Origin of the sequence: Neorhodopirellula pilleata, assembly GCF_007859915.1 — a bacterium.
In the GTDB taxonomy this organism is placed as follows: Bacteria; Planctomycetota; Planctomycetia; order Pirellulales; family Pirellulaceae; genus Rhodopirellula; species Rhodopirellula pilleata.
The window spans coordinates 34,188-60,499 of record NZ_SJPM01000008.1 but is presented as its reverse complement, the minus strand read 5'-3'; the positions used below and the strand labels follow the sequence as shown (position 1 = coordinate 60,499).

The following is a 26,312-nucleotide window of genomic DNA, read 5'->3' as shown; positions in this document are numbered from 1 at the left end:
GCCGACGGAGCTAGCGGCGTGTTGATTTAATCGTAACCCGCTGCGTAAGCGAGGGATGAGTCAATATCAATTATCCCTCGCTGACGCATCGGGTTACGATTAAATCAAATTATCCCTCGCTCACGCAGCGGGTTACGATTAAATCAACAAGCCGCTATCGCGGTACGGCTCATTGAATGAACGTGCCGGTTCGCTTCGGGGTCGAATTGAGGACTTCTGAGTGCCGCGAAAGATTCCGGGGTAGGTTTAGGTTTAGGTTTAAGTTTAAGTTTAAGTTTAAGTTTAAGTTTAAGTTTAAGTTTAAGAATTGGCTGGGCTTGATCGGGGACGGAAGCTTCAATTGTAAACGGTTTGTTCGCCGATGAAACCCATCAGTCGGGCGTGTCGAGGTAGGGATCCTGTCCGATCTCACGCTGCATTTTTTTGCGTTCTTTCTCGTGGTGCATTAGTACCATCCGGTCGCGGAAGTGGCGGCGTTCGACTTTTCGTTGAGCGCGATGGAACATGTTGGCCAATTGGTCCGCACTACCGCTGGTGGCTTCACCGCGACTTTTCAGCTTGTCGTATTTAACCTGACCGAAACCGCCTTTGAGAATGTCGTCATCGAGCGACAAGTACTGACGGTAGGAACCGCGGTCCCCTTGGCGACCACAACGGCCGATTAACTGGCGGTCGATGCGAGCGGCGTCGTGAAGTTCGGTGCAGATGACGTGCATGCCGCCCAACGATTCGACTTCGTCGGCGAGCTTGATGTCCGTTCCACGGCCGGCCATGTTGGTCGCCACGGTGACTTTGCCGATGCCTCCAGCGGCGGCGACGATTTCGGCTTCGCGTTCGACGTTGTTCGCGTTGAGGACTTCGTGTTCGATGTTCAGATCATCGAGCAGTTTGGACAACAACACGCTCTTGTCGATCGAGCGAGTTCCGATCAAAACGGGCCGCCCCGTCGCGTGAACTTCGGCGACCTCTTTGGCGATCGCTTCGAACTTGGATTGCAGGGTTCCGAAAACGCGTGAGGTCAATTGCTTGCGTTGCGGAGGTCGGTTGGTGGGCACGCGAACGACGGGCGTGCGATAGATCCGCGCAAGTTCGCGAGCACTCGTCGCCGCCGTTCCCGTCATCCCGGCGAGGTGCGGATAACGCAAGAACAAGTCTTGAACCGTGATCCGCGCCGCTTGGCCGGTGGGAACGCTGATCTCGATCTTTTCTTTCGCTTCGATCGCTTGGTGAATCCCGTCTCGCCATTTACGTCCCTCGGCCAAACGACCGGTGAACTCGTCGACGATCACGATCTCATCAATCTTCGGATCCTTCTCGCTTGGTCGAATCACGTATTGACGATTGAGCAAGAACTCCCGATGGACTTTGATCGAACGTTCGATGTATTCGTATAAGTCCACCAATCCCATCGTGCGGACTAGATCGCTTTTGGGTAGGGCGCGGACTTTCGAACGTCCCTTCGCAGTCAACTCATAACGTTTCGTTTCGTCATCGATCTCAAAATGTTCATCGAGTTCGAAGTCGGTCGCGTGGTCGGCGGCCCACGAATAGGTTTCGATGATCTGATCGCGTACGTTGTCTTCGATACTGCCGATGATCAACGGCGTTCGTGCTTCGTCGATCAGGATGCTGTCCGCTTCATCGACTAAGCAAAAATGCATCCCGCGCATCACGACCTGATCGCCTGAATCGGAAAACCCGCCGTCGCCGCCGCCGAGCATTTCGGTTTGCATCCGATTTTGAGCGCGTAACAGCAATCGGTCACGCAAGAAGTCGAAACCGAACTCCTTCGCCGTCCCGTAGGTGATCGCGGCAGAATAGCTCTTGCGCCGGGCACCTTGGTCGTCTGGGGTTTGGATGATCCCGACGCTGACGCCGAGCATTTCAAACAAAGGCATCATCCATTCGGCGTCGCGTTTGGCGAGGTAATCGTTGACCGTGGCCAAGTGTGCTCCTTTGCCGGTGAGCGAATGCAAATACAGCGGCAGGGTCGCCGTCAACGTTTTGCCCTCGCCGGTTTGCATTTCGGCGATGTGGCCTTCGAACAGAGCAATGCCCCCGACGATTTGAACGTCGTAATGGCGCATCGAGAGTGCACGCCGACCAGCTTCGCGGCATAGTGCATAGCCTTCCGGCAACAGTGTGCTGAGTTTCTCGCCCGCCATCGCCCGGTAGCGAAGCGCCAAGCTGCGTTTGCGGATCGTGGCGTCGTCTTCCTTTTGCAGGATCGGTTCAAAATCATTGACACGAGCGAGCTGTCGCCGCCAGCGCACCATCCGCGGCCGCAGGTTACTCAACGTCAATTGAGATTTACCCGCGCTGGGGTCGGACGAGCGGCGCACGTTGGCGACGTCCGGGGCCATCGCGATCTCGGCGACCGGCGAGACGGCTTCGTTCGGATCGATCATGCCACCGCTTGATTCCGCATTGGACGCAGCGCTCGGATCGGAATCGCTAGCTGGAGGTTTTTCGTTGGGGTTCGTCACGGTCGAGTCGGACATCGTTGGGACGGTCGGGATGAGGCGACCGTTTCGTCGAAGGAAGAAAATGAACGGCTTTCTCGGAATGTTTTACGTGCTGCACCAACAAAAGGGCGAGCTGGAAAACGCGTGAAACTGCATTTTAGCCGGATTGATGGCAGGGTAGCGAAGATGTTCCGGCGATTGGATTCAAATCGGGCAATCTGCGTTATTTGTTCCTACGTTGCCTTTCGTGCTGAATAGTCCGAATGAAATGGTCGATTCCATTATTCAGATCAATCCCGTGTTCCCGGACTACACGAGAAACCCAATGAAGAACCAAATGAAAACTAAATGGAAGATGCTGACCCTGGCGGCGATGCTGTCAGCGACCACGACCTCCGCTTCGGCGGCTGACAACGGCTCAGGAGGCGCGTACGACGAAGACGCGTACTTCGCCGGTAGTAGCAACTACGCCGAGAGCCTGTACGACGACAAGGCGTCCACCGACAAGATCGGTTCGGCCCGCAGCGTCGAATCGCTTCCCGCCGTCTACGACGACTCCTATGTCGCCGATTTGAACCAGGCCGCGATGGGCGTGCAAGACCAAGCCTACGAGACGGAATACTTCGATCAAGAAGTGGAACCGGTCGCCTACGTTGGTGATGAGGCATCTTACCACTCGCCCGGCGTCGGCAGCGGCGTTCCCGCCCGAACCGCATCGCACGGGACCGGCTACCAAACTCAAAGCCGTGCCTCGCGAATGGTGCGACGCCCGACGCAGCGAACCGTATTGAGCAGTGCTCAAGCATGGATGACTGCGGAAGCCCTGTTGTGGTTCCCCGAAGTGCGGTCGACGCCGCCATTGGTCACCACCAACGCGACCGCTGGCAATGATCCTACCCTGGACCCCGCAATTGTCCCCAATTCCGTGGTCGCCTTTGGCGGTAACGATGCCTTCGGTGGCGACCTGCAAGCCGGTTTCCGTCTTGATGGTGGATTTATGTTAAGCGAGGATTTCGGGATCGGTGGCCGATTCTGGTTTCTCGGTGAAGGTGAGGACACGTACGCCAATCAAGGTGACGGGACGACCGGATCGATCGGCGTGCCTTTCTTTGATACCGATCCCGCTGTCGCAGCGGAAAACTCCGTGCGGGTTGCGTTCAATAATGGCAACCCACTCGTGACCGATTTCATTGGCAGCGTCAACTCACGTCTGACTTTGGACGTCTATGGTGCGGAGGGATATGGCAAACTCCGGCTTCTCGAAGGCAAGGGCTACCGCAGCGACTTTATCGGCGGTTTCTCACACTTCGGGATCGACGAGCGATTCACCCAAACCGTCACCGCATTCGAAAGTCTCGATGCAACACTTGACCCTGCCATCGACAACCAATTCAGCTTTGTCGACGACCTGGAAGCAGAGAACCGATTCTACGGCGGCCAGATCGGCTTCTTGACCGAAGTCGGACACGGAGCCTGGAAGCTGTCCGCATTGACCAAGGTCCACTTGGGAGACATGGAGCAAACGTTGATCAACCGCGGAAGCCGCACGTTCGACGCTGCTGGTGTTACCGCACCGGTAACCGCGCCGACTCCCGGTGGTATCCTCACCGTGGGTGTGAATGACGAAACCAACAACGAATTCACCTTCGCTCCTGAAGTGAACCTGAAGATGGCTTATCAAATGCGGCCACACGTCAGCTTCTCGGTTGGTTATTCCTTTATCATGTGGAACGACGTCCTGATGGTCGGCGACAACATCAACCGTAACGTCAACTTCGGAGCCTTGGTTCCCGACGGTGGTGGCAACTACGACAACGTGGTTCGCCCGTTCGACACAGGTCTGAAAACCGATTCGTTCTTCGTCCACGGGTTGGACTTGGGTGCGGTCATCGAGTTCTAAGCGAGCCGAAACACTCCAGGCGGAAGGTTTTGCCGGGTGAAATCCGGCTCCATAAGTCCGGGTTCCCGAGTCCGATTTCCCTCGGCTCAACAGAACGACGGTCGCCCGCAATCGATGCTTCGAAACGGTCAGACCAAACCAACAATAGCGTGGTGATTCGAAAGAGTCACCACGCTTTTTCAATTTCAGAACCGCGGTGCCAAACCACGGCGAATTGCGGGCTCAATCCGGCGATTCGGTCGCAAAAGAATCAATGATCGATTGATTCGCGGGTCTCGCGCTGATTTAGAGGAAAGAGCGAGTGCCAGACTGCAGGGATCCGATACTCCTGACCATGTGGCGGACTTACCTCACCAAGCGGACTTGCCCCAGCAAGATGATGACGCCCCGTTTGGGTCTCCGAGCTTGCATTTGGTCCAACTGAAAACAGTTCGAAGGGATCGAGTCGAGGCGTGTCAGGGAAACTCACTCGCCGCTATCCAGCATCGATTAGGGACACAAAACAAGTACACCGGGGGTCATTGAAACCACCGCGGTTTGAGTGACCGATCCAGGTTTGCTATCGAGATTTCATAGAAAGAACATCCGGCTGGTCTCCTCTCCAAGGAACTGTTCGGAAATAACTTCGATATTTGCATCGAGCATGAGAATCGGAACCCGAAGCGTCAGCGAGGGATTGGTGAAAAACTCAATGGCTTGCTACCCCTTGAGCGGAACGCAGCGAGCCGCGAAACTCCTGCGCAGGTGAGTGCAGTGCGCGTTCGCGAATGTCCTAAAGGTGAAGTCATGCAGACGGTTGAACCCGGCGAGTTGAAGTTTGCCGCAAGTGATGAGTTTCATCGCGAGATTCGACGGCGGGTCAGCCAGTATTTCGAACTCTCCGGGCTGCGGCAACGCGACTGTCCGCAGATGTATGTGAAGACGGCCATCTTGTTCGCCTGGACGGCAGTGTCTTACACGCTGCTTCTATTTTGCGCCACGACGTGGTGGTTGGCGTTTCCGCTGGCGATTTCCCTCGGTCTGTCGATGGCCGCCATCGGTTTTAACGTTATGCACGATGGAGGACATCGGGCATACTCGAACCATCGCTGGATCAACAGGTTCATGGCAATGGCCCTGGATCTGCTGGGAGGCAGTTCGCATGGCTGGGCCCGCAAACACAATGTGATTCATCACAGCTTTGCCAACATCACAGGACATGACGATGACATTGACATCGGCATTCTTGGTCGGTTGTCGCCGCACCAGCGACGCCTGCCCTTTCACCGACTGCAACACTACTACCTGTGGGTGCTCTACGGCTTTCTACCGGTGAAATGGCATTTCTATGACGACTTCCGGGACCTGATTACCGGCCGAATAGGCGGACATCGGATTCCTCGGCCGAAAGGATGGGAGATTGTCGTTTTATTCGGCGGCAAGATCATCTTCTTCTCGCTTGCCTTCCTGGTCCCCTTATGGCTGCATCCGGCGTGGGCCGTGCTGTCTTTGTATTTCGTGGCGTCGTTCGTGCAGGGCGTGGTACTCAGCATTGTGTTTCAGTTGGCGCACTGCGTGGAAAATGCAGCCTTTCCAATGCCGCACGAGCAGACTGGTCGAATGGACTCCGGCTGGGCCGTGCACCAGGTTGAGACAACCGTAGATTTTGCTCGCGAAAACCGCGTCCTCTCCTGGTTTATCGGCGGGTTGAATTTTCAGATCGAGCACCATTTGTTTCCGCGAATCTGTCACATCCATTACCGTCGCCTCGCACCGCTGGTCGAGACGACGTGCCGCGAATTCGGTGTCAATTACGAGCAGCACGAATCCTTGAGCGCCGCCGTGAGGTCACACTTTCGCTGGCTGCGCCGAATGGGGATGGAATAGCCCGTTTCGACGCCGAACCATGCCGAGAGCCAATTCGCGTTAACGACCGCTCGTCATCGGTGAATGCCCAAATGCGGTCGTCCACTATCCGCTGACTCGTCTCTTTGTCTGCGAGTAGTTCTCTCGTAAAGCCTGCCGCACCGGCGGCACGGTCCCTTCGGCGAATCAAATCCTCGATTCTCGATGCGACTTGATCCGCATTGACGAGTTCGGCGGGATCGCATCGGATTCGCTTGATCTCGCCGCGATCCGTGATGGCGACTAAGAAGTTGAATCGTTCCGTTCCAAGAAACAGATGCTTCAAACCCAGCAGCTTTCGTGGTCGGAGCGAACCCTTGTGGTCATTGAGGAATGACCGGAGCAGATCTTCCGGTTAGGTTCTTTTTGTGCTCCGCGATTGGCTCGAGCTAGGCGTAGAGCACACGGACTTTTAGCATGGACAGAATCTGTCCACGGACCTGGTGAATGTCTTTTCGTACAAGCGAGAGTAGATTAGCTTCAAAACTTAGAAGTGCCGTAAAACACGGCGAATATGGGCGTTTTTTAACTTTGGTATAGTTCGTGCTTAAAGAGAGGACACCAATCGATTATTCACCAATTTTGAATTGCCAAACACGATGACTGACCATCAAAAGCCAACAACTTCATCTCCGTCCAGTGCGACTCATGTCGAGGGTCGCGAGGACAAGACAGGCGTCGCGTCATCGTTGTTGAAGGGTCTGCCAACGCTGTTGGTGCTCGCCGTGATGGGAGGCGGTTGGATGGTCATGCACCATATCAATTCGGGCGGCAGTAGCGCCGAAGAGCTTTTTGAAGTCGCCGAGGCAACTGCGCCAAGCGACACTCTCGTGCTACCCGAGGGGAAGCTCAATGCAGCGAAGTTTCAAAGCGTTGCCGCACAAGCTCAGAACGTTCAGCACGTCCACACCGTGCCAGGACGATTGCGCTATGACCAAACCAAGCACGTCGATGTCAAAGCACCCATGGACGGTATCTTGGCGGAGTTGATTGTGACGCCCGGTGAACATGTCGAAACCGGCGATCTGATCGCAGTGCTTCGCAGTCCTGAGATCGGGCAAGCTCGGGCTGAAATCCTGAAGCGTCAAAAGGAACGTGATATTGCTCAGCAGATCCTGCAACGTGAACTGACGCTTGCCAAAAACCTTCAAGCGGTTTCGGCCATGCTCGACCTAGGAAAATCGGTTGACGAGATCGATTCCGCGTTCTCGAATCGGGCACTCGGTGCCTACCGTCAAGAGATCCTTTCAGCGTATTCGAAAATGCGGTTAGCTGACGAATTGATCGCCAACATTCGCCCACTGGTTGCCGCAGGTGCAGTTTCAGGACGGACGGTTCGTGAACGCGAAGGAGAACGGCAGCTTGCCGAGACTTCTTTCCGCACCGCACGCGACCAAGCTTCGTTTGCAATCGAGCAGTCCAAAATGAAAGCCGAAGCGAATGTCTCCGAAGCCAATCGGCAATTGAACCTTGCTTGGCAATCCCTTGAAACGCTGTTGGGATACAAAGAGAACAAAGACACGGTCAATCTAAGCAATGAAGACGCCTTATCACGACTGGAAGTCCGAGCACCGTTTAGCGGCAGTGTCGAATCGCAGGGGTTTGCCAACAACGAACGCGTGATGCGAGGCGACTCCTTGGTGGTACTCGCCAATACAGATTCGCTTTCGGTTGAAGCCAGTATCCGCGAGAGCGATTGGTCGGCGGTAGCTTTGCAGCCGGAAACTGAGGTTTCTGTCCTGGTGCCGGCCCTGGACGACCGCGTGTTCACCGCAAAGGTGCGTTACTTCGGTCGCGAAGTTCAAGCGGACACCAACTCGGTTCCGTTAATTGCGAGGATCGAGAACAGCGAAGGATTGCTTCGTCCCGGCATGTTCGTTCGCGTCACCGTCCCGATCGGCGAGGCCCGACAAGCGTTGTCGATCAAACCGGAGTCGGTTCTTCAACACGAAAACGAGAAGTTCGTCTTCGTTGACATGAACGACGGTGCTTTCAAACGCGTGGGAGTTTCCACGGGGCAAGCCTCCGAGGATTGGGTCGAAGTAACAGAGGGCCTTTCTATGGGACAATTGGTGGTGACCCACGGAGCGTTCTTGCTGAAGTCGGAGTTGTTGCTCCAGGGCGAAGGCGAATAGCGAAACACTCGCCGCTGGCCAAAGATCCTTCTCTGGCCTCATTCAACACTTGCCCCATCAAACAACTGCGTTGAGCGTCTAGCCAGCACGAACGCAACTCGGATCGCTCCATCATGCTCACGAAGATCATTGAATTCTCGCTCATCAACCGCGGCCTCGTTATCATCATGACGTTGCTGATGGCCGGTGCGGGTATGTACTCGGCACTCAATCTGCCGATCGACGCCGTTCCTGATATGACGAACGTCCAGGTCCAAGTCGTCACCGATGCGGGTTCGCTTTCGCCAGTCGAGGTCGAACGTTATGTAACCTATCCGGTCGAAAATACGATGGGTGGGCTTCCCGACGTCGAAGAACTGCGCAGCGTTTCTAAATTCGGCATCTCCGTCGTCACGATCGTGTTCGAGGAAGGAACCGACATCTATCGTGCTCGGCAACTCGTCACCGAACGCCTTGGGGATGCGGCCGCAAACATTCCGCCCGGATACGGAACGCCAACGGTCGGCCCACTGACCACCGCGCTCGGCGAGATATTGCAATTTGAAGTTCGCAGCGACCGTCATTCGCCGATGGAATTGCGAACGATGTTGGAGTGGGAAATCTCACCCAAGTTACGACAAGTCAGCGGCGTCACCGAAATCAACACGCACGGCGGTTACTACAAAACTTTTGAGGTCCAACCCGATCCCGATCGGATGACCAGCTACGGCATCCCGATGGAACTGCTCTTTCAGCGGTTGCAAGCGAACAATAATACGGCGGGTGGCGGATACGTCATTCACCACGGTGAACAACGATTCATTCGCGGCGTCTCTTTGCTCGAAAACGAAAAAGACATCGAGTCCGTCGTCATTCGCCGCGAACCCGACGGAAATCCGATTCTGCTGGGCGACATTGCCAAGGTCAGCATCGAGCCCATGACGCGGCAAGGCGCGGTCACTCGCGACGGACGCGGCGAAGTCGTGACCGGCTTGGTGATGATGCTGATCGGCGAGAACTCTCGCGAAGTAGTCGAGCTTGCCAAAGCTCGACTCAAAGAAATCGAAGTCACGTTGCCTGAGGGCGTGCATCTGGAGGTGACGTATGACCGAGCCGCTTTGATCGGCCGGACGCTCAAGACCGTTCTCACGAACCTGACCGAAGGCGGCATGTTGGTGATCGTGGTGCTGTTATTGATGCTTGGAAATCTACGAGCCGGCATCATTGTCGCACTTGCGATTCCGTTGTCGATGTTGTTCGCGACCAATGTGATGGCCTACACCGGGGTGACGGCCAGCTTGATGAGTTTGGGGGCGATCGACTTTGGCTTGATCGTCGATAGCAGTGTCATCATGGTGGAGAACTGCATTCGCAAACTATCGCATGACAACGGTGACGCGAAGCATGAAGATGTGATCCGCGACGCCGCCGTCGAGGTTCGCAAGCCGACCATGTTTGGCGAGTTGATCATCGCGGTCGTGTTCCTGCCGATTCTGATGCTCGAAGGCACCGAAGGCAAGCTGTTTCGTCCGATGGCCCTCACGGTGCTTTTTGCTTTGGGCGGTTCGATGATCCTGTCACTGTCGTTCATGCCCGCCATGGCGTCGATCTTCCTGCCAAAGAAAATGAAGGAAGACGACGTGTTCGTGGTGCGAATCGTCAAGTTTTTCTACGAACCGCTAGTGACACGAGCGATCAAGCATCCTTACGTGACGGTGGCGATGGCACTGACCGTGTTCGCGCTGAGCTTACCGATGGCCCGAAACCTGGGTGCGGAGTTCATGCCGCGACTGGAAGAAGGTGACTTGCTGGTCGAAGCCTCGCGTTTGCCCAGCGCAACGCTGGAAGGCTCGATCGAGATGTCGACTCAGATTGAGAAGATTCTTAAGACATACCCCGAAGTCGAAACGGTATTTTCCAAAACCGGCCGCCCTGAAATCGCCAATGATGTGATGGGCGTTCACCAAACCGACGTGTGGGTGCTGTTGAAACCCGTCCACGATTGGCCCGATGGGAAGACTCGCAACGACTTGATCGAACAGATGTCCGAAGAACTCAACGCCAATGTCCCCGGCGTTGCATTCGGGTTCACTCAGCCGATTGAAATGCGAGTCGACGAGTTGGTCGCCGGCGTGAAAGCCGACGTGGCGGTTCTGCTGTACGGCGACGACATGGAAATTCTCGGTGCGAAGGGGAAAGAGATCGAAGCCGTTTTGCGTGCGATCCCCGGCGCAGTGGACGTGAAGGCCGATTACCAAGCCAACTTATCGACGCTCACCATCAAGACGAAGCCACAAGCACTCGCCCAGTACGGTATTGACGCCCAAACCGTGCTCGATGTTGTATCGTCGCTGGGCGGCCACCAAGTCGGCCAGATTTTTGAAGGCCGAGCACGCTATCCCATCATGGTCCGAGTACCCGAGCAGTGGCGAGAGAACTTGACGCTGCTGGAACAGGTTCCTGTCGCGGACTCCAACGGCAAAGCGGTTCCGCTGAAGGAACTTGCTGACATTCGTTTGGAGGAAACTCCGCCCACGATCGAACACGAAGGTAACCGCCGGCGGACATTCATCTCGGCCAACGTTCGCGGACGCGACGTGGCAACGTTTGTGACGGAGGCTCAAAAAGCCGTTTCCCAGAAGGTTGAATTCGCACCCGGATATGAAGTGAAGTGGGGTGGCGATTTTGAAAACTTGCAATCCGCCAGCAAGCGTCTTGCCATCATCACACCGATTGTGCTGATGATCATCATGTTGCTGTTGCATACCAGTCTTGGCTCGATGCGGCTGGCGTTATTGATCTTCCTAGCCGTTCCCATGGCAGCTTCAGGCGGAATCATCGCGTTGTACTTCCGTGAGATGCCCTTCAGTATTTCCGCAGGCGTTGGTTTCATCGCCCTGTTCGGCGTCGCGGTACTCAACGGTCTTGTGTGGGTCAGCGCTGCCGAGCATTCCCGCAAGTCAGGCATGCCGCTGCAAGATGTCAGCTACGACACTGCGCTCGTTCGCCTGCGTCCCGTGTTGATGACGGCCTTGGTCGCGAGCCTCGGGTTCTTGCCGATGGCATTGTCGACCAGTGACGGTGCCGAGATGCAGCGTCCGCTAGCGACTGTCGTGATCGGTGGCTTGATCACATCGACGCTTTTGACTTCGCTGGTGATTCCAACGATCTATCCGTGGTTCGCACGAGGACTCAAAGACATTGAACTTACGCATCATGACGAGCCAAATCCAATGCTCGATTGATGCTTGAAACCACGGTGGGCAGCGATCGATGCTTCGCCGATCGGTGATCTTGTTCGTGAATGCCGTCTCAAATGGATCCCGGATGAGAGCCCCTGCCCACCACCTTTTACTGAGAAGATCTGTCATGCGACACTCTGAGAAACACCGAACCGACCGAATCGGATGGTTAAGAGCAGCGGTCCTGGGAGCCAATGACGGAATCGTTTCGACGGCCAGTTTGGTCGTCGGTGTCGCGGCGGCGGAAACGAATCGCGGGAGCATCCTGCTCGCCGGTGTCGCGGGCTTGGTCGCCGGCGCGATGTCGATGGCTGCCGGTGAATACGTTTCGGTGAGTTCGCAATCCGACACCGAGAACGCAGACATCCAACGTGAACGCGTAGAACTCGCCACTAAGCCGGAAGCCGAACTGAAAGAACTGACGGCGATCTACATTGACCGCGGCCTTGATGAATCGCTCGCTCAACAGGTCGCCAAGCAACTGAGCCATCGCCATGCTCGCCACTGCCGGCATCGGCTACCTGTTCGGCGTTGCCGTCTAAACAAGTGAAATTGCAATGTGGACCGCTGAACAAACCGACGATGTTACTCTCCTTCTGATGGAATTCGGGACGGTCGCACCACTCGAAGACACTGCTTCAAACGAGTTGCAGGGCTTCATCCATCAAGCGTTTCAACCACCCCTTGGCAGGTAGCTGGAAGAAAGAACTCGGAATGTTTGGAAACGATTTTCCGACCACGATTCCCTGGAATCCAAAATCGAAGCGATCATCGCGACGAACTGAAATCACTTGCTTCGATGCCCAAGGACTTGAGTTTGCTGCGTAGGGTGACGCGGCTGATTCCCAGGAGCGTGGCGGCCTTGAGTTGGTTGCCCCCGGTGTGGGTGAGGACTTGGCGGAGCAACTGGCGTTCGGCAATCGTGATCGCTTCGGCATAGAGATTGTCGGTTCCGGCTTCGAGTCTTTCGGCGACGAACTTTTCAGACAGGAAATCGGGATCGTTCGACGACCCGTTGCCACCGTGTCCGTCACCAAGAGGCGGTAAGAAGTCCGGCAGCAAGATATTGCCGCGGGCGGTGAGCAGCGATTGCTTCATCACGCTTTCGAGTTCGCGAACGTTGCCGGGCCAGTGATAGTGACTGAGTGTCTCGATCGTTTCCGGCGCGATGCTGCGAATGTCTTTTCCGAACTCGCTGCTGTATCGACGCAGAAAATACTCGGCGAGCACTCTGAGGTCATCTTCACGATCACGCAGCGGCGGTAAGTTGATCGTGACGACGCTGAGTCGGAAATAGAGATCACTGCGAAACAAGCCTTCGGATACGAGCTGTTTCAAGTCGTGATTGGTGGCGGCGATGATTCGCACGTCGACTTGAATCGGCGTGTTGCCACCGACTCGCTCGAACGATTGGTCTTGCAAGACCCGCAGCACCTTGGCCTGCGTCATCGGCGACATGTCACCGACTTCGTCCAAAAACAACGTGCCGCCGTCGGCTTGTTCGAGTTTCCCGATTCGTTGCCGGTGAGCGTCGGTGAAGGCACCTTTCTCGTGGCCAAAGATCTCGCTTTCGAGCAGTGCGTCGGGGATCGCGGCGCAGTTGATCGCTTGAAACGGGCCGGTCGATCGAGCGCTGTGATGATAGATGGCTTGAGCGACGACTTCTTTGCCGGTGCCGCTTTCACCGAGCAACAACACCGTCAGGTTCTGCGAGGCGACGCGACCGATCGCTTTGTAGACTTCCTTCATCGCGTTGCAGCGTCCGACAATCGCATCGCCCGAGGACTCCTCGTCGCTATTGGATTCAGCGAGCACGGGTTGCACACGCACCATGCGACTGAGATTGAAGGCTTTGTCGAGTAGTGTGCGGATCTCGTCGAGTTCGAGCGGCTTGAACAGGTAGTCGTACGCACCGAGCTTAGTCGCTTCGATGGCCGACTGAACGGTGCCATGTCCGGTGATGAAAATGAACGGGACTCGCGAGTCGATTTCACGAAGCCGCTTGAACAACTCCAAGCCGCTCGTATCGGGCAAGCTCAAGTCGATGACCACAACATCGGGTTTGGCTTCAAGGAAAAGCCGCTCGCCTTCGATTCCGGTTTTTGCCGCCAATACCGAGATGGTGTCGCTCGTGAAGGCTCGCTCAAAGGCTTTGCAAATGGACGCTTCGTCATCAATGACTAATAGGGTTTGCATGAGGCCTCGGTATGTCCAAACGCACCGCGGTCAGCGGAGTTGGAGATCAATTTCTCGGTCGGGAAACATTCGCCGGCGATCGGCAACACCAACTTAAACTCGGCCCCACCGGTGACGCGGTTTCGGCCCGTCAACGTGCCACCATGCGAAACAGCAATGCGGCGGCAGATGCCTAGTCCAAGTCCCACGCCGGTCGGCTTGCTAGTGGAAAATGGCGTGAACAGTTTCGCCAGCATGTCATCCCGAATGCCTTCGCCGCTATCGGAGACCGAAAGCTCCAATTCGCCGGCCGTCGTTTTGGCTGCAATGGTGAGGTTGCCGCCGCTTGGCATCGCATCGAGTGCGTTGAGCGAAAGGTTCAGTAGCAACTGCTGAATCTGGGAAGGATCACCATCAATCGTGATCGGATCGTCATCGCAGTCGACGGACAGCTTGACACCGCTGGATTGGCAGCGACCGTCAATCAGTTGAACGGTCTTGCGAATGACCGACTGAATAGGAAAGACGGCGTGTTCGCCTTGCTCGGGCCGAGCATAGTCCAGCAAGCTGTTCACGCTGCGTTCCATCCGCCGGATCTCTTGTTCGACAAGCTCCAAGTCATCGTTGGGAAAGCCTTCGTCGGCGAACTTTCCTCGATTGACTTGAATCAACATCTTGATCGACGTCAACGGATTGCGGATCTCGTGCGCGACGCCGGTTGCGAGCTGAGCCAGCGTCGTCATTTGTTGTGCTCGCAGTGCTTCGGTTTCGCGAGCCATCGTCAGACGTTCCGCCTCAGCTTGCTCGGTCGCCGTCAGGTCACGAATGATTGCGATCCGCAGGGGGCGAGATTCCGACGGGTACTCGCTGACCGATACTTCGACGGGGAATGTGGTTCCGTCGAATCGTCGTGCGCTCAGTCGGAACGATGCCGGAAGCGAGTCGAACGAACGCGGCAGGCTCTGCAAGAATGAAGCCGCCGTCTTGCCAACCAAGTCATCCAATTCGGCGCTGAACAAGTCTGTCATCGCCCGATTGCATGACAGGATCATGCCTGCATGGTCGAACGTGACGATTCCTTCGCTGGCGTTCGCGACGATCGTTTCGCTGCGCCTGTGTTCTTGGATCGCGATTCGCCGAAGCGGACCGATGATGACCCACCACAGAACAGGTGCACAAACCAACGTCAGCAGCACCGCGTCCAAAAAAGCCTTGCCCGTTTCGCCGAGGAATTTCGGCATCAAGTGCGGCAGCACCAACATGACACCGACTTCGGCGATGAACACCAGCATCAACACAATGCCCAGAATCCGCGCCGGTGAGCGAAGGATCGAGGAGAGAGCTGAAACACGGTTGGACATACGCAAGAACTGGTCGAGCCTGGGAAAGTAAAACGTCTCCGGTGGGATCAAACGCGGCGAATCTTCGCCCGAAGGCTTCGCATTACCGGAACGTCCATGGTCATAAGTCTGCTCAAAGCAGCCGGAAGCGGACCATTCTATCAGCGATTTCGACACGGGACATCTCATCGAGTGTGGCAATCAACATCGAGGTTGAAAGCCAGTGTTTTCGGCGGCGATACAGACGAACCCCCGCACCGACTTGCGTAGCTAAGCAACACACGTGCCGATGATGTCACGTTCGCCGATCTGTCGCATCCGATTCCCCAATTGCAGTGAACACCGCTCTTTCACGCGTCGGTAGCTGTTTTCCATCATTGTGGCAGAGACAACTGTGGAAAGAATCTGTCCATCTAAGTGAACAGGTTCCGTCTCCACCTTTTGAGAAGGTTTCGCGACGCGGATTACCTGAAAGTTGTCCGCTGAACGCCAGATACAATTGACAAACGGTCCCAATCACCAATCTTGGTTGACGACTTCATGACCAGTTCGCGTTCCGACGCTGCGCCACACCGTCAGATCGACTGAGTCAGAAACGCTGCGTACGGAGCCATCGAGCAGGGCGACTTGAACCAGGCCGGTGTGATAACTGCGGGAAGTGATCATCGCATAGGTCGGTTGACCCGCAGAACCATTCTTGCCTTCTTGCCAGGAGTTGAAATCCATCTCGTCGTACGTTCGACCGCCTGTGGTGTAGCGAACCTTCGTATTGGGCGTTAGCGTCGTGGTGAAACCTGTGTGATGCACGCGACCGTCAGGCCATTCGGTGTGGCCGGTGTCTTTGAAGTCGGGACCGCTCGCGACGATGGCTTCGGCTTCGGCCTGCGTGGTCGGAATCACCGTCGTGACTGGCCCACCGTTGCGAGTGTAGGGGGTCCAAGCTTTCACTTCGGCGATCAATAGTGTGTTGGAAGCCCCATCGAGACAGTCTCGGAATCCAAGAAACGAATTCGGATAGAACATTCCCTCACCGCCCTTGCGGGTTGTTGGATTGTAAACGAACCAACTCCCGAAATTGAATCCATAGCTTGTCGGATACAGCGACGGACGAGTGTCGCTGAAGACACGAACTTGGTCGGTCCCAGGATCACTCGGACAAGCGAACGTTGGAACCTTGACTTCGTGAATCGAACGTTGCCCGTCCCACGCGGTCGACAAGTCCACTCGCTCATACAGGTTGGATTGCTCAAGTTGCGGAAGGACTCGACCATGCACGCCCCATGACCCGTTGTTGGCAGTGCTGCTGACGCTCAAGTCCAAAACGGCTGACGGTGGGAACTTCTTAAACGCACTCTCATAGTTGTGGCATGCCAATGCGATTTGCTTCAGGTTGTTGGAGCATTGCATTCGGCGAGCGGCTTCTCGAGCCGACTGAACCGCGGGCAGAAGCAGGCCGACGAGCACACCAATGATCGCAATCACCACAAGCAATTCGACCAGGGTGAATCCATTCCATTGACGTCGCATTGAAGGTTCTTTCGAGGTTTGAGTGTTGGAGTGATAATCAGGCCCGGATCACGGCACATTCCGTGCTTCACATCACCTACGCAACGTTCATTCCAACTGCGTGTTTGCTTGTTTTTCTAACGAAATGCCAGCCTTTCGAATCTAAGCGGCGTTTGCTTCGACGGAATTCCCATCGTCGTCGGCGGAAAAGTGTCCGGGCTGCGTCTTGTCCGACGAGTTTACCTACCCACGATCTAGCAACAAACTTTTGCACGAGACAACGTTTTTCCGCTCGCTTCGATTCCGCATGCTGGTTCCATTACGGCAAGCAAACCGATTCACCATCGTTGAAGTACGACGCCATCGAACTTGGGATAGCTTTTTGGCGACACCCAGGGCTAGCGGGCTGTCGGTTTAGTCCTCATCGAAACCCGAAGCGTGAGCGAGGGATACATACAAAGGACTTAATGGTGATGAATCCCTCGCTCACGCTTCGGGTTACGATTAAATCAACAGCCCGCTAGGGACGCTGTTGCCTTCAGCCGAGGGTTGAATTAGAGCAATTGCGTTGGAATCAATTGCCAGCAGCTCATCCTAGGTGCCGATTGGGTTGGCAGCGTCCGAGCTTGGTTGTGGAGCCGGCGATCGTGGCGTCACTCACTGTCGCTGACGAGTTGTTACTCCCTGCCGAGCTCAATGCCGACGTCGGTGCCAGGGGCAAATTGTTGGAAGGCGGCGTACATGATCGTGACGAGACGCAGGGAGGTGTACTCACCGGGCAGGGACTTGATCCGGTGCCGTTGGCTCGGGTCGTGGATGCTCAGACCCTGGACGTCGGGGTTTCAATCGTCTTGGTGTTAGACATGGGCGGGTTCCTCCATGTGGATGATCTGTCGAGGTTCACCGATTGACGTCGTGAATTCTGCTGCTCGATCGTCGGCGGCGATTTCGGCCGGATTGTCCAAGCGATTCAGCACCATCACGCCCGTACGCGACATGCGTTGTAGCGTTTCGTCCAACTGCTGTTGAATTACATGCGAAATCCGGATCAAAACGTAACCGCTAGTGATCAAATGAAAATCAACCATGGACCGGTACGGCCATCTCTTCCCCGGTCAGGCAGAGGATGCAGCGAGTCAGATTGGCCAGATGATGAACGTAGAAAATGACCCAGCGGAAAAAGCCGCTGCTGGGTGAGCCTCACCACTGTTTCATGTCGATCTGGCAGGCTATCTTACTGGAGCCAAGTCGAAGGCTCGTGCAGCGATGGTGCCGAATCTGTCACCACGAAGGTTTTTGGCAGCGTCGTTCCAGCCCGGAAATCGACAAATACATCGTAAATCACGACACCTGCCCAGGTGGTGGAATTGGCAGACACAGGGGATTTAAAATCCCCCGGCCGGATACGGCCTTGCGGGTTCGAGTCCCGCCCTGGGTACTCTAGTCGTGAGCGTTTTAACCCTTAAAACGCAGCCTTTTTGACGATTTTCGATAACGCCGACGGTTCGTTTCCGTTGGCGTTTTTTCGTGTCGGTGTGGTCGCTTTCCGTTTTCCGCACCGGATTTGCAGGGAATTCAATCGATAGATCGAGCCAGCACAAAGGTAGTGACTTGTTTGACGTCCTATTTTACTTGGCCTAGGCCGCCCCGACCAAGACGCGGGGCGAACTTGCGGCTCAGGCAAAGACCGACATCACCGTCTCCTTCAACACCAAACACCAAGCATTTCTGGACCTTGTGCTGGCCCACGATGTCTCCGAAGGTGTTCGGGAATCTGACCAAGGCAAACTGACTCCTTTGTTACGGCTGAAGTACAACAACTCGATCGCGGATGCCGTCTTGGAACTTGGACGACCGGAAGAAATGATTGCGGTGCGCCTATTAACTGCCCTCATTCCACGGCAAGCAATTGCAGGGCGTCCAAGATGACGAATCCGGTTGTGTCGGCGTTGCTGATTTGAATTTGGGAATCGACTTCGGCTTGCAATTCGATGGTGTCGATCAAACGAAAGTGTTCTCCAGACGGCAGCGACTCGGTTTGATCGACTTGGAATGTTTTATGGTGCGATCCCGAAACAATACTGACAGGGACATTCTTTGCTCTGGTTTCATGGGCCGAATAAGCCATCAGCAATTGATATCGTCCTGACTTGGGAACCCTGAAACGAAAGATGGCGGTGCTTTCGACGCTCGCTTGGGAGTCCTCTTCCCCGGTGAAGAGATATCCGCTGGCGATGTGCGGTTTGAAGTTCGTCGATCGCGACCAGTTGCCTTGCAGTTCAGCAGCCGCGTCATCGAGCACGATGCCTTTGAGTGACTCCATGTCGATGGAACGATTCGTCGTCGGTGAATCCGCCACTACCGGCAACTCGAGGATTTGCTTTTGAGCCAACAATCGTTTGCGGAGTCTTTCATAGGGCAACGTCTGCACGGGCACATCTTGGTCCGCAGACAACGCCGCAGCGATCCCGGCGGCTTGCCCGATGATCATCCATGTCCCTTCGATTCGCAGCGACGAGATGCCAACGTGGGTGCATGATAGCGCTACCGGCACGAGTAAGTTATCGCACTGATCCGGTTTCGGCAGGATCGATCGGTATGGGACATGGTACGCATAGCCCTGTTTCGGATCGGAACGTCGAACGGGAAAGATCGTTCCTTCGTTGATGACGCCTCCGTCCTTCAGTGCGATTCGCCGGCAGTCGTGCGAATCGATCGGGAAGGATGAGATGGCAATCGGATCCTCTTTCTCGGGCGATTCGAGAATATCCTGCTGACTGATCACGTACATTCCTTTCATTCGACGCGACTCGCGGACGTATAGCGCCGGTGAGAAATGGTCGTAGTTGGCGAATTCGTCGACACATAAGCCAAGGTTCTTGAACTGATTGCGAACGGGCGTCGGGACCGCCGGATCGGTCGTCAAAAACTGATAAAACTCGAGCGTGTATTGTTTGTGCGCTTCCCATATCCTCTTCCTTTCAGACTCGTCGGACGAATGCCATTCGGTTCCGCCACCGACCAGACCGATCGAGAATTGACCACCGATCGAGTTGTTGCCGTCGAGTTTGTTGCCCGGCAACGGATAGAGATCAAACCCGACGCGTTTCTCTCCCGCTTGCAACGCGCGACGGATGATTTCGAATCTCGCCGGATCGTAGTGGTCCGGCCTGGGCATCGGGACGCGGTTTTCCGGTTTTGCGGTCAGGCATAGGCGAAAGCTGTAAGTCATGATGTTGCTATCACCGGCTTCATCTGGGTTCTTATCGATTGGGCCGCTGTCCGCACCGGTGAGCAGCGGCAACAGGTTGCCGTCGTCGTCAAAGCCGCTGATGTTCATCTTGCGTTTGGGATACTGCTTGCCGGCGAGCGACTCGCCGTACTCGTCACGGCCTTCCCGACCGATCGTCCAGTCGACTCCGGCGGCGGCCATCAGGTCGCCTTCGTAGGTGCCATCGACAAAGACTCGACCGGTGAACGTCCCGTTGGTCGTCACCACTGAGGTGATTCGCTTCCCTACTTTGCTGACCGATCTCAGATATCGTTCGGTCAGCACTTCAACGCCGGCCTCGTTAAGCATTTGCATCGTTACGCGCATCGCAACATGTGGTTCGAACGTCCAAACCGATTGATCTTTCTTTGCCGGATTGTAGGGTGCCTTGAGGCCGCGATCGGTGTAGTCCTTGACGATGCGTGTGTGCCATTCATCGAACAAACCCATCACCGTGCTGCGGACCATTTGGTTCGAATCGCAATGGCTAAGCCCACCCGTGTTCATCGCCCCCACATGGTCGGTCGGTTCGAGCAGAATGACCGATGCCCCTTCGCGCGCCGCAGCGATCGCGGCACAAAACCCGCCGGGCGTCGAACCATAAACGATCACATCGGATTCGATCGCGACACCCGACTCAGAATTCCCACGCTGCTCGGTTGGGTGAGCCGGAAGCACCGCGACCGTCATCAGCATCCAAATCGGTACCAACATCCATCGCGTAGAGAAGGCAGTGAAAGTGGGACGCGAGATGGCTCGATTGATAACGAAACTTGGCATGAGCGTTTGTCCTGGTGCAGAATTACGAAGAATGGCGGATCCGAAACCCCGATCCTCCCAAAAGTGAGAAACGGGATCTCTGATGGAATCGGGCGCAAGATAACTTTCCGATCAACCTTGGGCTATTATGATAGCTCAACGCGGCCAACTCATTTACCTTCTTGAAATCAATACCCATGCCCCGAACTTTTCTGTCCACATCAGTATTCAATTGGTTCATCACACTCGTTCTGCTCGGTCAACACGCAGGTTACGCCGACGAGCAAGGTCAGATTCCCGATCCTGATTCGAAGCCGGCTGACATGAGCCAACCGGTCCAGGTCTACATCCTGCTTGGTCAATCCAACATGCTCGGTTTTGGCAAGATCAATGGCGGCGAAGGTTCACTCGAACATGCCGTTCGCGAAAAGCAGCTTTACCCTTATCTTGTCGATGACAACGGCGACTGGACAGAGCGAAACGATGTTCGTAACGTCCGCGTGATGGGAAGCGGCACAGGCGGCATGAAATTGTTCAACAACGAGTGGTTGACAATCAAAGGAAAGGCGATCGGACCGGAGATCGGTATCGGGCATCACTTGGGTACCGCGATCGCCGCGCCGGTGTTGATCTTGAAGAGTTGCATCGGCAACCGAGCGCTCGGCTGGGATTTGCTGCCGCCGGAGAGCGAGGGATTTGAGTTCACCGACGAGGACGGCGTCACTTGGATTCATCCCGGGTACAAAGAAACTCCCGAGCGCTGGCAGAAAGGTTCCGAGCCAAAACAGATCAATTGGTACGCGGGCATGCAGTACGACGGCGACATCGCTCGGGCCAAAGGCGTGCTTGTCGAGCTTGATCAGTATTACCCCGACGCGAAAGAGTACGAGGTCGCTGGGTTTTTCTGGTGGCAGGGCGACCGGGACAGTCGTAGTGCGGCTCTTTCAAGTCGATACGAGCAGAACCTCGTCCATTTGATTGAACAGCTACGAAAAGATTTCGATTCGCCGAACGCGAAATTCGTTTGTGCGACGCTCGGGCAAACGCAACAAGGTTCAACCGACAACGGCGGCAAGATTCTCGACGCGATGATGGCTGTCGATGGCGAGTCGGGAAAGTACCCGCAGTTCAAAGGAAACGTCGCGACCGTTTACACCCATCCGCTTTCGCAAGGCGGCAGTTCAGGAAGCCATTATGGTGGAAACGCCGAAACGTATATGAATGTTGGCGAAGCGATGGGAAAAGCGATGGTGAAGCTGCTCGCAGCCGAGTGACGTCTAAGGTGGCATAGGCCTCCAGTCTGTGTTTGTCGCCACACAGTCTGGAAGCCGATGCCACGTTCACACACTCTCCCCGTCTTATTGGAAAGCTTGCCAATCGCGGGGGTAGGCGTCGTTGATCAGCCAGTCCCAGTTACGTCCAACGGCCTGTTGCGGCGACGGTATTCCCCATCGGGATTCGTCGAGCACGCCATCCCAAACGTTGGAGTTTGTCGAACGGGCGTTGCGGTTCACCCAACCGATACTGTGACATTACGCAAGTGATTCGTACCGGCACCACAGCGTGCCACCGCCCACGTTCTCCGGCGCAGTCCGTTGTTAATCCATCCACGGGATTATCTTCTCCGCCCACCTCGCGCCGTGCTCGCGCAGACCCGGGCCGCTGAAATGGATCCCTTGTCCATTGCGTTCTCGAAGCGTTCCTTTGAGCGCGTCGGAGTCTGGTCCTTGGTGCGCGACGCCGTCCCGCCACAGCGACTCCTGAGCGGCGCGGATCTCGTCGCTCCCTTCGTCGCCGGGGACGTGATAACTGGCTTGTGCGACAAACCAGGGGGCGTTCCAGCCGATCGCGCGTCGAGATTCACGGATAACGGTTTCCAGGTACTCGCGGTAAAGCTCGCCCGACAGCGTGCGTGATGGGTCTTTCTGATTGGCGTCGCTTTCGCCTTGGTGCCACAGCACCGCTCGAAAGCCGTGCGGCCCCAGCGGTTTCATCCGTGAGACGAATGCGTCAAATGCAGCACCTCGGCTGGCCCATGATCCGTCGGCGAGTCGCTCGACGCGGCTTTCGATGGTGGGCGGATTCGGGAAAGTCGCCCCTTCAGGCAGCCACTCGCGCACGCTCGTCGCGCCGATACCGCAAGCGATGATGCCCACGGGAACTTTTTGTGTCGCGACGACCGCATCGGCGAATGGAGGAATGAAACTGCCTCCGGTTCCGCTGGCACCCGGCTGCGGATCGTCGGCAATCCGCCAAGTCTTGCCATCGAAAGCGGCAACGCGGCCGCTTTGTGTTCGTTGTTTTTCTTCGCCGTGATTGGCCGAATTCGATTGACCGGCGATGACAAACAACTCGCCGACGCCGACCCGATCGACCGAGCCGCTGGCGACCGCTTTCCCGGCCTGCGAAACCCTCACTTCGAGTCGCCACCATCCACCGGCGGGCGTCTGGACGGTTCCTTGGACGGTTCGCCCCGATACCGAACCGCTCACGCGTTGCCAAGACGTCTCGTCGGACTCGCTGGCGAACCGTGCTTCGATCGTGGAGTCCGTCTTCGATAGTTCATCCGACAGTTCCTCGGGCAGTTCACCCGTGATCCGCAGCGTTCCCGCACCGGGGCTCGATCGCTGAACGACTTGATATTCGAGTGGGGACGTCAAACGCAACTCGACCGCGTGCAATTCCGCCCTTGGTAAGAGTGACCATGCGATGAGGGCGGCGTAAGGCAAGACAAATTGATGTACCGAATTCATGGGATTCAACGCATCGGTGTGGGGTGTTTCATGATGATGTTACTGGTTGCCGCCGGATTGCGTCTTCGCGTCAGCGACTCTGCCCGTGAGGTGGCGTGTAACCTTAATGTCGTTATTTTGTTTCTTGCCAGGAGTGCTGCGGCCGTCGGTGATCAGCTTTTCCAGCAATGCTTTCATCTCGGCAACTTTCTCGGGCATCGCGGCTGCTAGGTTTTGAGTTTCCCCAAGATCTTTGCTGAGATCATAAAACTGCTCGGGTTGCGATTGATCGCCACCTTTGCCCCAACCGCCCGATCCAGGTGCAGCGATGTATTTCCAATTACCTTGACGTACCGATGGGATACCACGGATGGAACAGTTCACCGCCGTCTCACGAACGGGTCGATCTTCACCGAACAGCAGCGGAACCAAGCTGAAGCTGTCCTCGCCGCTGTTGTCCGGGAGTTTCGTTTCGAGCACATCGGCGAAGGTCGCGATCAGATCGGCTTGTTGCACGAGTTGATCGCAAACACTGCCCGGCTTCACCTTTCCGGGCCAACGCACGATGAAGGGAACGCGGTGCCCACCTTCCCAGGCATCAGCCTTGTATCCGCGAAGAGGCCCGCTCGGGTAGTGCCCCTTTTTCTCGAGGTCGCCTACACCGATATAAGGTGCGCAACCGTTGTCGGACGTGAAGACAACGATCGTGTTGTCGGCGGCACCGCTTGCATCCAGAGAATCAAGCACGCGTCCTACGACGGCGTCGGTCTCCATGACAAAGTCGGCGTAAAGATTGAGTTGACTCTTGCCCTTCCAAGCATCATTGACCGAAAGTGGTGTGTGAGGCGAGGTGAAGGGCATGTACAAAAGAAACGGCTCTTCGTACGCAGCGGAATCGGCAATCCATTTCACCGCCCGATCAGCCAATGCGGGCAGGATCGGCTCGAGCGTCCAATCTTCCAGCGCCGGCCCTTGCACGCTCGCTTGGTTGTTCTTGAACAATTCGGCATCCAGGAACTCAGACGGAATTCCTACGGTGCGGTCGTTTTCGATGAAACAAAACGGCGGATGGTTGGGGACATCGGTTCCGAAGTAAACATCAAAACCACGCGTCGTCGGTCCGCCGGCGATCGGTTGTGAGAACGTCTCGCGCCACACTTCGCGATGGGCATCGGTGGCAACGGCTTGGCCTTTGGGTTTTTCCTTGAAGACTTTCGAGCGATCCGATGGGATCGGCCACTGCCAACCGAGATGCCACTTGCCAACACAGGCGGTACGATAGCCGTGCTGCTTCGCAAGTGTTCCGATCGTGACGCGATCGGGCGCGATCAAAGGCGATCCCCACAGGGGAACGATCCCGGATTGCAATCGCGTGCGCCAGTGATAACGTCCGGTCAGCAGAGTGTAACGCGACGGCGAACAGACGCCCGACGACGAATGCCCATCGGTGAAACGCATCCCTTGCGACGCGAGCTTGTCGATGTGCGGCGTAGGAATCTTGCCGCGTTCCGGGTTGTAACATTGGACATCGCCATAACCGAGATCGTCAGCATAGAGGATAACGATGTTCGGCTTTTGCGTTGAACCATCGGCGATGGCGGCGGTCAATGTTTTCGGTTCGGCGTAATAAGAGAGGTCGTTCCGGTAAGCCAAGCGTTGCTCGATGAAGCGTGCCACGGTTTCACCAAGCAAAGCGTTCCCGGGACTGTTGAAGTGACAATCGTTTCGATTTTGTAACTCATCAATTTGCGGGGTGATCGCGGCGAAGAGATCGTCAATGGCGATATTGTGCTCGGCCATCACCTTTGCCGCCGCAGCGTTGCGTTCGATGATCGACTCGGCCGTGTATTGGCCGGGAACGTCGGGAAGCGGCGTCGTGCTCGCCCAAATCAACGTTGCGCCGGTCTGCTTCATGCGTTGCACGAGTTGCTCGAGCCGATCGGCGTAGTCGGCGATCGGCGTGTTGCGATCATGGATGCCGAAGTTGAAATGAATGATGTCCCACTTGCCGTCGCCCATCCACACGTCGATCTTCTTCAACCCCGTGCTCGTTGGGCCGCAGTTGGCCGGGGCGCGATGCACGTTCGCTTTGCCCGCGAGCTCCCTTCGAACCGTTTCGGTGTAAGCGCGGGAAACGGAATCGCCGATCAAGAGCACCCGGGGCAAAGTTGGGTCGTCCTCGACGTAGTCCCAGGCATTGGACTGTCCGGCCAGTTTCTGCCGCTGGTGGATTGGCAAGTAGAAGCCCCCTAATTCCGATTGCAGTACCCGTTCCCAAGCCTGTCGTTCAGGTGTCAGCGTTTCGACCCAGGCCTGATACTTCGCATCCAACTCGGCGGCAGCTTTGGCTTTCTGCGCGGCCGCCTCTTCCGCGTTGGTCGGCTCTCCCTGTTCTAACGCAAAACCTGACGCCGAGAGGGCGAATAACAAGATTGGTAGATACAGAAGTCGTCTCATGACAGAATACCCATTGGTAATGGATCGCAACGCAGAACACGAAGTCGAAGTCGTCCGGAAATTGGCTAACAACCGACGCCCCTGCACGTAAATTAGTCGAAGGGCAGCAGTGTAACGGAAACGCGGGCTCCATTGGGTGTCCGTTGTGCGAAGGAATGCCGCCAAAGCAATTGGTCAGCTTGCCACCCTACGAGGCCCGTGGCTGGAGCCGGGTTGATTTAATCGTAACCCGAAGCGTGAGCGAGGGATCAAACGCCATTAAATCCTCTTTATATATCCCTCGCTCACGCTTTTTGGAGTTGCACTTTTTTCGAAACCCGCTGCGTAGGGTGCAGGCACGCTAATCGGTGACTAGGTCATCGCAGGCAGCCTATCTTTCTTGGATTGTCGCGTGTAGTGGGTTCCTGGGCGAGCCGCAAAGTGGTCGGCAAGCTCGCTGCCGTCGCTGATTACGGCGGCTCGCAGAT

General features: G+C 56.0%; 14 protein-coding genes and 1 tRNA gene. 8 read left to right on the top strand and 7 right to left on the bottom strand.

Features of this window, described 5'->3' with window-relative positions; genetic code table 11:
* Positions 1–371: 371 nt before the first annotated feature.
* Positions 372–2,363 (bottom strand): preprotein translocase subunit SecA, encoded by a 1,992-nt coding sequence (locus tag Pla100_RS18225; protein WP_390620626.1) that lies wholly within the window; start codon positions 2,361–2,363, stop codon positions 372–374.
* Positions 2,364–2,802: 439 nt separating this feature from the next.
* Between Pla100_RS18225 and Pla100_RS18220 the strand changes: the two genes are divergently transcribed.
* The 5 genes from Pla100_RS18220 to Pla100_RS18200 all read left to right on the top strand — a co-directional run bounded on the left by Pla100_RS18220 (position 2,803) and on the right by Pla100_RS18200 (position 12,155).
* Positions 2,803–4,365 carry a BBP7 family outer membrane beta-barrel protein gene (locus tag Pla100_RS18220; RefSeq protein WP_231603188.1) on the top strand — a complete coding sequence of 521 codons (1,563 nt, stop codon included), beginning with the start codon at positions 2,803–2,805 and terminating at the stop codon, positions 4,363–4,365.
* Positions 4,366–5,151: 786 nt separating this feature from the next.
* Positions 5,152–6,231, top strand: coding sequence for a fatty acid desaturase family protein (locus Pla100_RS18215; RefSeq protein WP_146579132.1), 1,080 nt, complete (start codon positions 5,152–5,154; stop codon positions 6,229–6,231).
* A gap of 617 nt (positions 6,232–6,848) precedes the next feature.
* Positions 6,849–8,384: an efflux RND transporter periplasmic adaptor subunit gene (locus Pla100_RS18210; RefSeq protein ID WP_146579131.1), complete on the top strand. Its 1,536-nt coding sequence runs from the start codon at positions 6,849–6,851 to the stop codon at positions 8,382–8,384.
* A 113-nt stretch (positions 8,385–8,497) separates the two neighbouring features.
* A complete protein-coding gene (locus tag Pla100_RS18205) occupies positions 8,498–11,608 on the top strand; it encodes an efflux RND transporter permease subunit (RefSeq protein WP_146579130.1) in 3,111 nt (1,036 codons plus the stop codon).
* Positions 11,609–11,732: 124 nt separating this feature from the next.
* Positions 11,733–12,155 carry a VIT1/CCC1 transporter family protein gene (locus tag Pla100_RS18200; protein ID WP_146579129.1) on the top strand — a complete coding sequence of 141 codons (423 nt, stop codon included), beginning with the start codon at positions 11,733–11,735 and terminating at the stop codon, positions 12,153–12,155.
* A gap of 218 nt (positions 12,156–12,373) precedes the next feature.
* Here the strand turns inward: Pla100_RS18200 and Pla100_RS18195 are convergent, their stop codons facing one another.
* The 3 genes from Pla100_RS18195 to Pla100_RS18185 form a co-directional block, all read right to left on the bottom strand.
* The gene (locus Pla100_RS18195; RefSeq protein WP_146579128.1) at positions 12,374–13,801 is read right to left on the bottom strand and encodes a sigma-54-dependent transcriptional regulator; all 1,428 of its coding nucleotides are present in this window, start codon (positions 13,799–13,801) and stop codon (positions 12,374–12,376) included.
* Positions 13,786–15,297, bottom strand: coding sequence for a sensor histidine kinase (locus Pla100_RS18190; RefSeq protein ID WP_197168049.1), 1,512 nt, complete (start codon positions 15,295–15,297; stop codon positions 13,786–13,788). The genes Pla100_RS18195 and Pla100_RS18190 overlap by 16 nt, the downstream gene beginning before the upstream one ends.
* A gap of 339 nt (positions 15,298–15,636) precedes the next feature.
* The gene (locus Pla100_RS18185) at positions 15,637–16,647 is read right to left on the bottom strand and encodes a DUF1559 family PulG-like putative transporter (RefSeq protein WP_146579126.1); all 1,011 of its coding nucleotides are present in this window, start codon (positions 16,645–16,647) and stop codon (positions 15,637–15,639) included.
* A gap of 626 nt (positions 16,648–17,273) precedes the next feature.
* Here Pla100_RS18185 and Pla100_RS18180 point away from each other — a divergent pair.
* Entirely contained in the window at positions 17,274–17,537 is a 264-nt protein-coding gene (locus Pla100_RS18180; RefSeq protein ID WP_146579125.1) for a hypothetical protein, read from the top strand.
* A 441-nt stretch (positions 17,538–17,978) separates the two neighbouring features.
* Positions 17,979–18,064, top strand: a tRNA-Leu gene (locus tag Pla100_RS18175).
* A 453-nt stretch (positions 18,065–18,517) separates the two neighbouring features.
* On the opposite strand, the gene Pla100_RS18170 is transcribed toward Pla100_RS18175, so the two are convergent.
* Positions 18,518–20,677: an FAD-dependent oxidoreductase gene (locus tag Pla100_RS18170; protein ID WP_231603187.1), complete on the bottom strand. Its 2,160-nt coding sequence runs from the start codon at positions 20,675–20,677 to the stop codon at positions 18,518–18,520.
* 176 nt (positions 20,678–20,853) lie between these two features.
* Between Pla100_RS18170 and Pla100_RS18165 the strand changes: the two genes are divergently transcribed.
* Entirely contained in the window at positions 20,854–21,930 is a 1,077-nt protein-coding gene (locus tag Pla100_RS18165) for a sialate O-acetylesterase (RefSeq protein WP_197168048.1), read from the top strand.
* Positions 21,931–22,254: 324 nt separating this feature from the next.
* On the opposite strand, the gene Pla100_RS18160 is transcribed toward Pla100_RS18165, so the two are convergent.
* Positions 22,255–23,409: a sialate O-acetylesterase gene (locus Pla100_RS18160; protein ID WP_146579124.1), complete on the bottom strand. Its 1,155-nt coding sequence runs from the start codon at positions 23,407–23,409 to the stop codon at positions 22,255–22,257.
* A gap of 39 nt (positions 23,410–23,448) precedes the next feature.
* Positions 23,449–25,845, bottom strand: a complete 2,397-nt coding sequence (locus Pla100_RS18155) for a sulfatase-like hydrolase/transferase (protein WP_146579123.1) — start codon at positions 25,843–25,845, stop codon at positions 23,449–23,451.
* Between the last annotated feature and the right edge of the window lie 467 nt (positions 25,846–26,312).